This window comes from Nocardia spongicola, assembly GCF_047200775.1.
GTDB lineage: Bacteria > Actinomycetota > Actinomycetes > Mycobacteriales > Mycobacteriaceae > Nocardia.
This window is the reverse complement of the sequence record NZ_JBJZOO010000025.1, coordinates 1-14,390: the sequence shown is the minus strand read 5'-3', so window position 1 is coordinate 14,390 and position 14,390 is coordinate 1. Positions and strand designations below refer to the sequence as shown.

General features: G+C 59.9%; 9 protein-coding genes, 1 pseudogene and 1 CRISPR repeat array. Of the genes and pseudogenes, 5 read left to right on the top strand and 5 right to left on the bottom strand.

The features are described 5' to 3' along the window. Window positions 1-281 precede the first annotated feature (281 nt). Entirely contained in the window at window positions 282-845 is a 564-nt protein-coding gene (locus tag ACL02S_RS23160; RefSeq protein WP_412804602.1) for a hypothetical protein, read from the top strand. A gap of 38 nt (window positions 846-883) precedes the next feature. On the opposite strand, the gene ACL02S_RS23155 is transcribed toward ACL02S_RS23160, so the two are convergent. Beyond that, a complete protein-coding gene (locus tag ACL02S_RS23155) occupies window positions 884-1,291 on the bottom strand; it encodes a hypothetical protein (RefSeq protein ID WP_412804601.1) in 408 nt (135 codons plus the stop codon). 429 nt (window positions 1,292-1,720) lie between these two features. Here ACL02S_RS23155 and ACL02S_RS23150 point away from each other — a divergent pair, with 429 nt between their 5' ends. Then, window positions 1,721-2,146 carry a DUF4189 domain-containing protein gene (locus ACL02S_RS23150; RefSeq protein ID WP_412804600.1) on the top strand — a complete coding sequence of 142 codons (426 nt, stop codon included), beginning with the start codon at window positions 1,721-1,723 and terminating at the stop codon, window positions 2,144-2,146. Between the two features lie 87 nt (window positions 2,147-2,233). Continuing rightward, window positions 2,234-2,749: a CRISPR direct-repeat array (repeat unit 28 nt; unit sequence GACTCACCCATGCGCGCGTGGGGCGGAC). A 185-nt stretch (window positions 2,750-2,934) separates the two neighbouring features. Here the strand turns inward: ACL02S_RS23150 and ACL02S_RS23145 are convergent. Beyond that, window positions 2,935-4,326: pseudogene (locus tag ACL02S_RS23145) on the bottom strand (RNA-guided endonuclease InsQ/TnpB family protein); the annotation flags it as partial. Between the two features lie 450 nt (window positions 4,327-4,776). On the opposite strand from ACL02S_RS23145, the gene ACL02S_RS23140 reads away from it, so the two are divergent. Continuing rightward, complete coding sequence (locus ACL02S_RS23140; protein WP_412804599.1) at window positions 4,777-6,621, top strand: acyl-CoA dehydrogenase family protein; 1,845 nt, start codon at window positions 4,777-4,779, stop codon at window positions 6,619-6,621. Window positions 6,622-6,783: 162 nt separating this feature from the next. Next, a complete protein-coding gene (locus tag ACL02S_RS23135) occupies window positions 6,784-7,122 on the top strand; it encodes a hypothetical protein (RefSeq protein WP_412804598.1) in 339 nt (112 codons plus the stop codon). Between the two features lie 198 nt (window positions 7,123-7,320). Here the strand turns inward: ACL02S_RS23135 and dnaB are convergent, their stop codons facing one another. After that, entirely contained in the window at window positions 7,321-9,165 is a 1,845-nt protein-coding gene (dnaB, locus tag ACL02S_RS23130) for a replicative DNA helicase (RefSeq protein WP_412804623.1), read from the bottom strand. A gap of 1,690 nt (window positions 9,166-10,855) precedes the next feature. Here dnaB and ACL02S_RS23125 point away from each other — a divergent pair. Next, window positions 10,856-11,254, top strand: coding sequence for a hypothetical protein (locus ACL02S_RS23125; RefSeq protein WP_412804597.1), 399 nt, complete (start codon window positions 10,856-10,858; stop codon window positions 11,252-11,254). Window positions 11,255-11,507: 253 nt separating this feature from the next. On the opposite strand, the gene ACL02S_RS23120 is transcribed toward ACL02S_RS23125, so the two are convergent. Beyond that, window positions 11,508-12,317: a helix-turn-helix domain-containing protein gene (locus ACL02S_RS23120; RefSeq protein WP_412804596.1), complete on the bottom strand. Its 810-nt coding sequence runs from the start codon at window positions 12,315-12,317 to the stop codon at window positions 11,508-11,510. A gap of 560 nt (window positions 12,318-12,877) precedes the next feature. Further along, window positions 12,878-14,113: an IS256 family transposase gene (locus ACL02S_RS23115; protein ID WP_412804595.1), complete on the bottom strand. Its 1,236-nt coding sequence runs from the start codon at window positions 14,111-14,113 to the stop codon at window positions 12,878-12,880. Window positions 14,114-14,390: the final 277 nt, after the last annotated feature.

The following is a 14,390-nucleotide window of genomic DNA, read 5'->3' as shown; positions in this document are numbered from 1 at the left end:
TCGGTTTCCGCGGCGGCGCATCGATTGCGACATGCCGAGGTGAACAGCGCGGCGTTTGTATGCCTGATCGAGGTCATGGGTCAGCTTCACCGATCGAAGGATGAGGACCAGCGCGGCAACCTGAATAGGTGAGCGAACAGGTGCGTGCCACACTCCGTGTCCGGATCACCCACCGAAGCAACAAAACAGGCTGTAACGATCATACAGAAGGCACCGCCACCAACCAGTGACCCACTCAGCATCACAAGAATGGAAATTCTCATGATCGTACCGGATCCACTATGACAGTGCATAAGACCGAAAGCCACATCAATGGCATAGAACGTCTCGCATTTGACCTGGGAGAATGTTCACCAGAAAAGGGATTCGCGCAAGTCAACACCCGACAAGACGCCTCCTACTACGGTACATGGGCTAACCCCACTGACCGCATCATCGTGAACTTCGCCGAAGGCGACATCTATGTCATCCGCTGCGACACCGACCCTGAATTCATCGACGAAATGCGCGAACTCCAGCGATGGAACGACGAATTCGGATGGGGTCCAGCCCGTATCGATGCAATGCTCAATACTTCTATCGCGCAGAAGTTCACTAACCTTGGTCTGGGCGATATGCTCCATCCCGACCAGCTCGCTCCGCTCGATATGATCACGCCCGAAACACCTGTCATCTCAAACGGGCTCGCTGCCGCGACGATGGCTGCGCAGACCGCCAACAGATCCGAACCCACACCCTCCGCCTTAACTCACGAAACCGACCGCACAACCAGCAGCCCCGCACCGGAGGCCGCGACACCGGTGACCATCGGCGACACCACGGCGGCGACGGATACCGGACTGTAACCCTGGGCCCTAGCACTGCAACTACCACCACTGCGCTCTCACTCAGCGCCGCGGCCCCGCAGTGCGCACTGCGCCCGCGGACCTACCCCGCCCTCCACGACCTTCGCCGCGGCAGCCGCCTCACCACCTGGGGCCCCTACAACCGCTGCATCAAGGCCACGACGTGGGGCGATAACTCCAGCTCGGACTGCCGCACCTGCCCAATCCTCACCACCCCACCCCGCGAACTCGCCACCGACGCCGAACGAATCCGCGTCCGGGTTGCTACCCGCCTCGTGGGCACCAGCTTCGCAACCCAAACCGAACAGACCCCCCACCTCGAAACCGCCAGCCCCGCTGGGGAACACACCTCCGACAGCTGGACCTGGGACGACCTCGCCCGCCTCCCAGGGTGGCGCATCGGGCGCGCCTTCACCGACACCACCAGCCCAGGATTCTGACTCCACAGAGAAAAGGGATGCTGACCAGGGCGCACGACACATCCCCCCGCGTCTCTCACCCCGACTCATCGTCGAGTCCCCCAGGAACCTCAAGACATTTACTGCATCGCGCAGTACTGCATTATGCAGTGCTTTTGCAGGCATGAGCGCCGCACCCTTAGACCACACCGAAGCCTGCAACACCTTGCGTGAGCGCGGCATCACCGACTGCGACGCCTTCCTCGCCAAGTCGGTCCTCACCGCTGGGGTATCGCCTCCGTCGGCCGCACCCCCGGCCGCACCGGCGAGAACCGCTACCCCGCCGACCTCGTGCAGTGGAAGTGGATCCCTTTCACATGGTCCGCCTGACCTTTCGATCACCCACTAGCTGTGTGGATCAAATTCTGAACTGCCTTTGCCTCCTCTAGCTTGGCAGCGAACGAAAGGAATCATCGAATGCCTCTGTTGCGTAAGACCGCCGTAATGATGCTGCCCTCCGCTGTAGCCGCATTTGTCATGGCCGGAACCGGTACCGCTCAAGCACAGAACGTGTACGGATCCGCAATGATCGAGCCCACCGCCATAGGTGCCACTTTCTATGCGTCATGGAGCGCGAACAGCCAGCAGGAAGCTGATGAGATGGCTGCGCAGCAGTGTGGCACCAAGCCTGGAGGTGGACCTGTATGTGAGCGCTTAGTACAGTGGGTCAACGGGTGTGCAGCCATCGCTACGCGTGGTGTTGAATACCGCGCGGCAGCTGCTCCCACCCGCGACGAAGCAATACGAGCAGCCTTGGCTGCTGCTAATGCGGGTCCCTCTTCTGGTAGCGCGATTCTGCCCGCTGGCTTGGCCGCCATCTTCTGCACACCTAACGCAGGCTAAGACGACCATCCATCCGTGCGCTGTCGGGTGAAACAGCGCGCGCATGGGTTGGACCAGGGTGGTGCGGCTGCGCATGAAACCGCTGGGGGTTCAACCATGCGCGCGTGGGGCGGACTGGATCACCATGTTCATGGGACAGTGACCATGGGACTCACCCATGCGCGCGTGGGGCGGACGTAGTGGTCGAGTTCCGCGAGCGAGGCATACCCGACTCACCCATGCGCGCGTGGGGCAGACTGTGGAGGTCGGCGTCGGTGTTGGTGGTGCGGGGACTCACCCATGCGCGCGTGGGGCGGACCCGGGTACCGGCAGGCATGTCATCGATCCAGGCGACTCACCCATGCGCGCATGGGGCGGACCTCGTCGCCGCTGACATCCACCAGCGCAAACAGGACTCACCCATGCGCGCGTGGGGCGGACCCCAGCCAGCGTGAACCTGGCTGGGACGTCCCCGACTCACCCATGCGCGCGTGGGGCGGACTACTGACAGCCCGCACAACCGGTGTGGGTGTCGGACTCACCCATGCGCGCGTGGGGCGGACGCGGCGGTCAAGGTGGACGGGATCATCGAGGACGACTCACCCATGCGCGCGTGGGGCGGACCCTCGCTGAACAGGGGTGTTGGCGTGCTGTGGGTGACTTTCCGATTGCTCAGGAAGGGTGGCCACCATTTGATTGGTGGTCTTCCCGCTTCGGCGCAGGCCTTCGACTGCTGTCGGTGGGGCCGCTCGACGGGCGTTTTCCGTCTCCTCCTTGCCGGGGGCGACGACCATAGCGTTTGCTATGTTACGGGCGGCGTTGATGTCTCGATCAAGGATCAGTCCGCACGCCGCGCATCGATATACGCGCTCGCCCAGAGGCAGCTTGGTTTTCACTGCCCCGCATGAGGAGCACTTCTTACTCGACGGATACCAGCGATCACATACCGCGACCGCCGACCCGTACCAAACGGATTTGTATTCCAATTGACGGCGCGTCTCTCCCGGTGCGACATCCAGCACCGAACGGTTGAGACCCGCTTTCGCGTGTACGTTCTTACCAGGGTGGTTGACTGTCCCGCGCGCAGTCCTGGTCATCCCTGCCACGTTGAGGTCTTCGATCGCGATCGTCGACCATCCTGTCGCAAGTCGTTTGGTGAGCGCATGCACGGTGGTGGCGCGGCGTGTGGCCACTTCGTGATGCCGACGAGCTAGTCGGCGGGCCGCTTTACGTCGCCGGTTCGAGCCGCGTTCGGTGCGTGACAGTGCTCGCTGTGCCTTCAGCAGCCGGCGCATGGCTGCTGCCAGGTGCCGGGGATTGTCGACGATCTCGCCCGTCGACAGTGCGGCCAGATGATGAACCCCCAGATCGACACCTACCGTTCCAGCCTTGATCTGATGGTGTGTCGCTGCTGGTGCGGTGAATGGTTCGGCAACCAGGACGCTGGCATACCAGCGGTGCCCACCGCGGGAGATCGTCACCGACCGCACCGCCGCATCCCGCGCCAAGGCGCGGCAGAGTCTTTTCGTGCTGTTGTGCAGGCGGATCGATCCGATCCTCGGCACCGTTAATCGGCGATACCCATCCGGTCGGATCGTCGGCTTCTTCACGTCGTGATGGATACGAAAAGAATCCCGACACCGGTATTTCTTCTTGAAACGTGGTCGCCCTATCGGGCCGCCAGCTCGGACACCGGTGCGTGATGTCCACCAGTTTGCCCACGCTTGATCTGCATCAGCGAATGCGGATTGGAACGCATATGTTGATACAAGATGCCACCAGGGGCAACAGCCGTCCACTTCGCGGCGATCGTCACCTTTGCTGGCATTCCAGGCCTTTTGTATGGTCGATTTTCCTGGCACAGGGTGCATGCCTTTCAACTGCTCGTACACGCCAGTGGGATCTGCTCCGTTGTCGATCAGCCGTTTCGCGGCGGTGTTTTTCGCATCGTACGCGGCCAGCTTTGCGGCCAAGGCATGGTTATAAGCCCATCGAGCTGCACCTGCATGCTGATGCAATGCCTCGAGCTGAGAGGCGGTGGGATCCAGAGCGAATTTGAATGCGCGCAACCGTACCGAACCCGCAGCTTCCTCACCCTCCCCCCTTGGCCGATCTGAATAGAGGTTTTCGCGCTCACCGGGATCCTTTCGGGCATAGCGTGGAGCGGACCCTCCTCCGGTCACCGCTATGATTTTCTGCATTACATCGCACACCCTTCCCCTTAGCTAGGCTTTCCTCCTGGATACTCCTTCCCGCGGGGTGTGACAACATTATGTTGCTGACCGCTATCGCGACATGCCGGTGAGGGGTCGGTTGGGGCGTATTCGTCGGTGACGATCTCGACCAGCGAGGCAATCTTCTGCGCCGATGTCGGTATCGTGCCAGGAAATCGGACAGCCCGATGGTCCCGTTCAAGGCACGCTCGAGCCTTCACCGCGGATCATCACTGCGCGATCATGCCCACCTGTATACACACTTTGTGCACGCACTTGGAGTGTGCGTTCTAGAAAATTTCCCGGGAGGTGGGGCGAGTATTTCTCAACGGCAACACAGTCGATGGACTCGCTCTACAGAAGTCGACTTGCCGTCATACCTATCGCTCGCGTCGACATCATCGACTGCAGTTTATTGGACATCAGGAAGAAGTCAGCGTGACCATCATCTCTCCGCTTTCCCCTTCGCCGCACTCCTCCACTTTCCTTCCACCATCACCACCGTCCACAGCAACGATACGGGCTCTGCGTGATGTCGTGTTCGGCTACACCTACAAGACCCAGTGCCGTGTCCGCGATGCGCTCATGGAACTGGGTGAGCCTTCGGCATCTGGTGGCTCGGATGCCGAAGAGGCGCGTTACGGTTACACCCAACTCAGCCGAATTGGGAAGGTGTTGGGTGGGTCATGGGTCAACATCGCCCGCGATCCCTGGCTGCATGCTGCCGTCTACGACTGGACGATGACGCTGTATCCGAGGGCGGCAGCGTTCTTGTCACATTCCGGTTTGGGGATCGAGTCGATCCTCAAACTCGGCAACGGCAACGACTATCAACAGCAGTGCTTGGCCGAGTTGGATACTGGCGCAGCAATCGGTGTTTTCGCTTCCACCGAATTGTCCAACGGGACCAACGTGCTGGATCTCGGCACTGAGGCGCGTTGGCACCGTGACGGTAGGTATCTGACCCTTCACACTCCGACAGCAGGTGCAGTGAAGTGGATGCCTAACCTCGGTGAGGCACAGGTTCCCAAGATCGTAGTTGTCTTGGCCAGATTGATCGTCGACAACCAAGACGAGGGTGTGTTCCCGATCTTGTGTCGCATACGTGGACCTGAGGGTCTTGTAGACGGCGTCGAAGTGACTGCGCTGCCAACCAGCCGGTTGTCTGCCCCGATGGACCATGCGGCCTTCTATTTCCATGGCCTGCAGGTACCCGCTGATGCGGTCCTGGGTGGCACTTGGGCCCGGTTCACCGAGGAAGGGGATTTCGTTTGCGATCTCGAGCGGCGCAATGTGCGCTTCAAACGAGCGGGGACGGCATTGCAGACAGGTCGGATCTCCTACACCGGCGCTGCGGTTGCAGCAGCTCGTGCAGGCTGGACCCTCACCTACCGCTATGCGCGCCAGCGCATCATTGACGGTGCCTATCTCGTAGATCGGGACCAGGCCCAGCGCACACTCATTTCTGCAGCCGCGCAGCTCATGGCAATGTCTGCGCTGGTCAACCACACCCGCATGCGATACAACGTGTATCCAGACGCCTCTGCGACTGCCGCACTGGTGATGGCCACCAAACCGATCGCCTCCGACACCGCCTATCAGGTACTCATCGAGGTCAGCCAACTCTGTGGAGCGCAAAGCATATTGGGCAGCAATGGGTTCGGTGACTGGGCGAGTGCCGTACACGGGATTCGGATCGCCGAGGGCATCAACACCTCCCTGAAAGTGGCGGTCGGCCGCCAGCCGCAACTGGCCGCAGCGAGACACGCATCACATGCATCTATGGCTATGGATCTCTCACATGCGCAAATTCCTGGACTGCCACGGCATCTGTCGTGGTGGCACAATCTCCTGCAGGAGCGCCAACGCGCTGTTATCGAGGCTGCCGCCACATTTCATTGTAGCGGCACAGCGATCGGGCCGGACTCGCTAGCTGTCGATACATATACCGTGATCGCCGAACGCCTTGCTGCCGACGCACTTGCTGCAGCAGTCGAGGATATTGATGATCCGGAGGCACATGCCATCGCTGAGGACCTTGCGGCAGTGTTCGTCCTGGAAAGAGTCTCCGCAGACGCGGCGTGGTTCGCCGGACAAGGAAGCCTCACCACCAGTCACGCCAGCAAGCTGGCAGACGAACTGGCCATGCGTTATCGCGCATTGGTACCTCATCTGGAATCTATCGCCGATGCGTTCGATATCCCTGCCCTGGCTGCACCGATCGACCACGACTATCTACAGCAGTGGCTGCGGCGACTCGGCTGGCAAGACAGGTGGTCGTGAATCGTCACGCAGCCACTGCAAGTACTTCATCGAAGAAAACCGGTTTGCAGGACACTGGATGAGTCACTCTAATTGCATTCTGCGACAACATATTTCGGTGAAAATTCGGTAGAGTCATATCCTCGACAGCGAATGCCGCAACATGAGGTAATGAGACCTGCTATGAACAGTCCGACCACCATGGACCCTGATGCTCTCTACAAGGCTGCCCGTGACACGCTGATGGCCCTCATCGGTTTAGCGGGCAGCCTTTCTACTTCCCCTAAATTACGGATTGCGCTAGCCATACATCACCCCACCGCCGCCAGCCTCGATGCTCATCTCGCCGACTGGCATAAACGACTGAAGACGCTACGTCCCGATGACCGTGAAGCGATTCACGACATACTCGATGACGACCACGCTATCCTCCGCGACGCGGAGGATAGCGTGGTTACGGAACACGCGGACTCTATTCCATGGTGGGGGCAACTCGACGGTGACCAAGGCGAAACGGTGTGAGGGATCGGTTGTGGGTGCGGTGCCGGTCTTCTGGATCCGTGAGATCGGCGGGGCACTCTGGTGCTGAGCACCTCCTGCTGCCCTGCTCGAGCGATCCTCGAAACTGTCCATGAGCTGGCCGCCACTATCCGCAACAGACGGTGGCGGTCGGATGGGTTCAGCCTGTATTCGCTCACTGGACCCCCACGAGTGGGGAATCTATCCGCGATACATGTTGCCGAAGCGAGCTAGATGAAGTTGGTCGACCAAAGTCACAACTCCAGTTCTCCCCTGGCGGAATTTCGGTATATGGATGTCGACCTCATCTGCCCGTGGATGGTTGATATCGCTGGCGCCAGGACGATCGAGCAGCATGATCAGATCCGAATCCTGTTCGATCGCACCACTTTCACGTAGGTCGCTCATCATGGGGCGCCTATCTGTACGGGTCTCGGGTCCGCGATTGAGCTGGCTCAGCGCTATGACAGGAACCCCGAGCTCCTTGCTCATCAGCTTGAGGTTGCGGGAGAACTCGGCAACTTCGATTTGGCGCGATTCTACCCGTTTGCCAGAAGCCAGTATCTGCAGATAATCGACGACGATCAATTTGAGGTCGTGACGTTGCTTGAGTCTCCTTGCCTTGGCACGGATCTCCATCATTGTCAGGTTCGGTGAGTCATCGATGAATAGCGGCGCTTGGCTGATCTGCTCCATCCTGTCGGCAAGCTGTGCCCACTCCTGCTGGGTCATTTGGCCTTTGCGCATGGCGCTGAGCTTGATACCGGTTTCGGCTGAGAGCATCTTCATCACGATCTCGGTCCTGCTCATCTCCAGCGAGAACAGCACCCCCGCCAGGCCGTGTTTGATCGATGCGTTGCGCAGGAAATCCATAGCTAGTGTCGAGTTATGTGTGGGTATCGCGGTCGGCCCCGCCAGATACAGATGATCACGGCCGGATACCTCCACGCATCGGACCGGTACGCTAGGCACAGGGCGTACGGCGACGATATGGCGCGCAGGCGCACCGCGGCGCCACGACAGCCGGTCGACCACCTTATGCGCGGGGATGTCGGTGGCATCGAGCTGGCGCAGAGTGGTAGCGATCTCCTCGGTAGTACGGACCCCTGGTGAACCGTGGCTGTGGCTGTACTGGGTGTAGATGGTCTGCCACTGATGCTGGGCGTCGGCAACGATCACGACGGGAGTGTTGTCGGGCAGTTTTTCGTCGAACTCAACTTCGTAGCAGGCGCGGCCATACATGACCTCGCTGGCGCGTACTACTTGAGTGGGGTTGCCGTGCGCGTCGAGGAGCAGATCACCCTCACGTACTGTCTCCATAGTGACGTGTCCACCGTTGGCAGTCGGCAGGATTGTATTGAGCGCCAATGCTTTGCCCACACCAGGGCGGCCTGCGACGGTAATCAGTTGGCCAGGGTGCAGTCCCTGTGTGAGCTCGTCGAGATCGATGAACCCGGTCGGCACCCCCATCGCCGCACCGCTACGGACCGCGATGGCATCCAGTTCGTCCACCGTCGGCTGCAGCAGGTCCTGAAGCGCTACTGCGTCCTTGCTTTCACGCCCGAAGGTGAGGTTGTTGATCTCGGACTGTGCTCGGTCGACGATGTCGGCGACGTCGGCACCGGAATAGGCCAGTTGCACACCGCGGGTGCAGGCTTCAGCCAGCTGCCGCAGCACCGCTTTCTCCGCGACGATCTCAGCGTAGTAGGTGGCATTCGCTGGTGTTGTGACAGTCTCGATGAGGCTCAGCAGATACGTCGGGCCACCTATGCGCTTCAGCTGCCCAGAACGGTCGAGTCTGGCGGCAACAGTAACTGGGTCGGCTGGTTCGCCATATGTATACAGGTCGCGCACGGCGGTGTAGATCTCGTTGTGAGCTGGCCAGTAGAAGTAACTGGAGGGCAGTATCTGCACGACGTCGGCGACAGCGTCTTTACTGAGCAGTAATGCGCCCAGCACCGCTTGCTCGGCCGCGAGATCATGAGGTGGATGACGTCCGAACTCTGTACTGTCGTAGCCGGCTTCGGCGGCATCGTCGTGCGTGATAACACCGCGCTTGCCTCGACTTTTCGCAGTGGGTGGGACTACGGCGGTCACTGTTGAGCCTGCGCGACAGTGGTGTGGGTACACGGTGGGGTGCGTGCACCGTTGGCGTTGCTGAGAAAAGTTCCGTCCGGCAGTGTCCATTCAGTGATCCATATTTTTGGCCGGTCCGGACGTGGCATCTTGAGCGACTTGATGCCACAGTGACGGCATTCGGCTGCATAGGCCCCCTCTGAATGCCAGGAATGACGCTTGCCTACTGAGACCATCACCGACTGCTTCCTGTCGCTGATGATCTTGCTGATGTTGGTTCGTACCGTGAGGAACTGTCGCGCGGCCAGCGATCCGCGCAGGACAGGACTATCCGATGCAGCCGCGGATGCGAGCACCGAGATTCTTCAACGCTGAACACGAGCACTACTCCTCGACTCGATCTAGCCCGCTGCCGACGCTATCGGCGGATCGAGAACCTGCAGTGCTCGATCCACACCCACGGTCGGACTCGAAATCCGCAGTTGGCACCCCCGGCCTCGGATTCGAGGGGGAAAGCGTAGGAGGAACTGTGGTGAGGCATTCACCTATCAGTGCACTCAGTCGCAGCACTGCTTGTCTCACCGAGTTGGGTCCACTGGTGGTGGAGAGGCAAAGCGGGCGATGTCGAAACGTCACGTTGAACGTGTATTCGATCCCCTGCTCGCGCAAAAACTCGATTGCTTTCAGCACTCCAACAAGATTCCGGCAGCTGCTCGTCTGTGTCGTCAGGATCAAGGGATGCTCATGCCTGGTAAACCAATCGCTAGCCAGTCCGAGCCGGGCCGCCAAGGTCGGGTACTGAGCACTACTCATCGCGGCATCCACCTGTGCCGAACAGTCCACTACGACACCGGTGGTGAGATGGCGCATCAACGTAACGAACTCATGGAAGGTGCTGCCGGGCAAGTCGATCCGCTCGCCGCAGTTGGCCTCACACACCAGCACGCAGTTGCCCGAGGGGTCACCGCTGGGCTGTTGAACCAACTCCCCGACCATGCACTGACAGGCCAGCCCTGTCGATAACCGGATCACCACACACCTCCGAAGTGCGCACTCCTGTAGGTCATGGCACCACCTCTTCCGAAACATAGAAACAAAGTCACAGTAGATTCTCCTATTCTAGAATGATAGCATTCAAGTGACTTGAGGTGAGGTGGCAAACCGCTCACCAGATCCCCACCCCCTCCAAGCACCAAACGGCCACCACCGCAACAGAGCGGGGGCAGACCGGCAATGACGCCCGCCCACCCCCGCTCCTCACCTCGGTCGGGCATCACCGACATACAGAACGGGGGCACCTACACCCACCGCCGGTGCAGTTCCGGCCACACCCGAACTCCGAAGTCGGCCAGAGTCGACAACCAACGAACACCCCACGCGAGAAGACCCGCACGATCCTGCACCTTCTCGGCGCGGCTCCACCCCGAACGCCATCTCATCGCTCTATTGCGATCTACGCCAATAGGAGAACCGTGCTCCCCCTCACCATCGCCCTCATCGCTCTCATCACCGTCGTTGCACTACTGGTAAAAGCGACCATCTACACCACCACCACTCGCTAACAACGAATTCGGATATATCAACCGGTTCCTCACCAGAACCGCCCGTTCACCCCGAGTCCGCCTCCGACGCTAAGCTCCCATCAACCCTGGACAGCCATATGATGCTCGTCAGATTCACTTCCGCATTCGCCGCTGCTGCTACGCTCACCGGCATTGCATTCGCATCAGCGCAACCACTCGACTCCTCTCAAAGCAAAAAACACTGCGTCGGTTCAAGTGGATCACGAGTGTGCCTGCAAGTCTGGCCCGAATTCGGCGTTCTCAAAGCCCAGCCATCCGGTGACTACAGTGCCTACACACTCGAAGCTATCGACACCACTGGGCAGTACGGCAACACCATCTCCTACCGCGACGCACTGACCGGAAAAAACCGTGCCGTCGACCTCGGACCAGTTATGTCCATGACCATCCGCACGCAAGGTATCGCCCGCATTGGACAACCCCGACCCGACGAACTCAGCGCCTGGGTCACTGTCTCGTGGTCGAAACCCGAATAACCTCTGACGTGAAGCGAATCAACTACCGAGCCCGATCGAATGCGACTCTTGCCAATGCCAGGCCTCGGTGTGTGAGTTCACCCCGGAGCTGAATATTTCACCGTAGACACGTTGGCCTCGATGGTGAATGCGGAGACCTCCGTTGATAGTCACTCGTGATACATCGGACTCGCGGAGATAGACCATGTTATGGGAGACGATGGCATACGGGTGTGACCTCAACCTTGCAGGTCACACCCGTATGCCATCGTCTCTATGCCTGTGGATCCGCCCCGACATAGTCGGGGATTATGAGGATTTCGTACTCGTCGGACTGGTGATTGGGAAACCAGCTACGAAAGACCTTGTATGTCACAGTGCTGTCGTCACCCAAGCTCCGAATCCCAATACTATTGTTGTCGAATAATGACGACAGCGGGTCGGTGTGCCACATATGGTCGAATTCGGGCACTTGGCTGCAGGTCTCCACGATCTGCGTAAGCCGTTCGGAGATAACGCCATGTGACCACAGCTTCAGCACGTACACCATACGATGAGCAATATCCTGCCAATCGACGAAGATCACACGTGACCTCCAGTCGGTCAGCATGATCTCGATCATGTTCGCTGGCGTGGATGAACCCGACGGCGCTGGCCTAAACATCGGATAGGTATCAAGGCAAGCCTGGTTAGAGTAGATTATTTCGCATTCCGGAAGCTTTCGATAAATCGCCGGAAAAGGAAATGACTCGATAACCATGATCTCTTCTGGCGTAATCTTTGGCGGCCACGCTCCAACTTGAACGGAGCTGCCCGACACCAACGACATCATCTCCTGGTATCTCCATTCCTCGGCTCCCATCGCTTTGCAGAGAGTATCCAGATTCTGACGAATGGGACGCCTGACACCTTCCTCCCACTTCGAATATGTCGACACAGAAACTCCCGCCAGTTCAGCAGCCTGTGCTTGCGTCAGCCGAACTCCCTTCTCGGTTTCTTTGGATCGTCGTAGTTCCCGGATCATCGTGCCCAGGCGCAGATCCTGCAAGATGCCGGTTCCCGACTCCGATGTTCCCGCGCTCACTGTGTCCTCCTAGGCCAAGCCGGGCGCGGCCCATAAGTCCGCCAGCTTCCCTGTCACCGACGGACTTGAGTTCGTTCAAAACTCTTACGGCCGCACCTCGTGCAACTTCCCCCTCCGCAGGTCAGCGGTTGAAGATTTCCTAATGGTGTACCGGTATAGCTTCAAGGTGTCAACAAGTCCTTTTTCACACTCAAAGCGAGATTCGTACAGAGCACGAAACGAAAACCATGAACGCCGACACCGATCAGATCAGATAAACCACCTGCTCAGAGGGTGTTTTTGCAGCAAATCCTTCTCGACGAACGGATGCCGCCTCATGTCTGAAAACCGCTAACCAAGCTCACGTCCTCCCCGGATCATCGCCAATCCAGGTCGCATACATGACCTGAGCGCGCCCTGAACGGCGGTCGGGATGAAACCTGCTGGCAGACAAGACATCCTCTGATCGCCTCGCCAACTCCTACTCACGATGACACAGCATCCGGGTAGTCATCGTCGAGACCCCGGTCAAGTCCAAATGCGTGGTGTAAAGAGAACGGTCGCCGCGTGATCCTTGTTGGTCAGGCGGTGAGCGCTTCGGGGTTTTCCTCCTGTTCGATGGTCGGGTCGGTGAGCCCGCGTGAGCGGGTCAGGACATCGAGGCCGAGGTAGCGGCGTCCTTCGATCCATTCGTCGTGTTGTTCGGCCAGGACCGCGCCGACGAGACGGATGATGGCCTGGCGGTCGGGGAAGATGCCGACGACGTCGGTGCGGCGCCGGATTTCCTTGTTCAACCGTTCCTGGGGGTTGTTGGACCAGATCTGGCGCCAGATCTGTTTCGGGAAAGCGGTGAACGCGAGCAGGTCGGCACGGGCGCTGTCGAGGTGCGCGGCAACCTTCGGCAGTTTCTCGCCCAGGGCGTCGAGCATCCGATCATATTGGGCGGCAACCGATTGCGTATCTGCCTGATCGAAGACCGAGTGCAACAGGGTACGAACCCAAGGCCAGGAACTCTTCGGGCATACCGACATGAGATTCACGGTGTAGTGGGTTCTGCATCGTTGCCAGGACGCGCCGGGCAGTGTCGCACCGATCGCCGCGACCAATCCGGCGTGGGCGTCGCTGGTGACCAGGGCGACGCCGGAAAGCCCGCGGGCGACCAGGTCGCGGAAGAACGCCAGCCATCCGGCTCCGTCCTCGCCGCTGGTGACCTGGATACCGAGGATTTCGCGGTAGCCATCGTTGTTGACCCCGGTGGCGACCAGGGTGTGGACGTTGACCACGCGGCCGTCTTCGCGGACTTTCAACACCAGCGCGTCGGCGGCGACGAACGTGTAGGGGCCTTGGTCCAGGGGCCTGGTGCGAAATGCTTCGACCTGGGCGTCGAGCTCGGCGGCCATGATCGAAACCTGGGACTTGGAAAGCTTTGTCACCCCGAGAGATTCGACCAGTTTCTCCATGCGCCGAGTCGAGACACCGAGCAGGTAGCAGGTCGCCACCACCGAGGTCAGAGCCCGTTCGGCGCGTTTGCGGCGCTCGAGCAGCCAGTCCGGGAAATAGCTACCCGATCGCAGCTTCGGGACCGCGACGTCGATCGTGCCGAGGCGGGTGTCGAAATCTCGGTGGCGGTAGCCGTTGCGGGAATTGACCCGCTCGTCGGAACGCTCGCCGTAGCCGGCACCGCAGACGGCGTCGGCCTCGGCGCTCATCAACGCCTGGATGAACGTCGACATCATGTCGCGCAGCAGATCAGGGCTCGCGACGGCGAGTTGTTCGGACAGCATCTTGGACGGGTCGATAGGCTGGACAGAGGTCATCGCGTGGTTCCCCTTCGAAGACTTTGGTCGGTCTTTTGACCGATCACGCGGTGACCGTCCTCTATCCGACTACGACACGCTCAGACTTCGCTGGCGTCTGGTCGTACACCACTCTGCTGGACGCAACCTCGACCCCGTCGTTTCGGTTCGGTCGTGGCGGTGAACGCGTCCGGCATCCATGTCTGCAACTACCCCAAGCAGATTGCCCAAACCCTCAAGCCCCTCAGGCTGGATGGTCAGCACCTTGACTGCTCGGGACTGCTCGGACATGCATGCT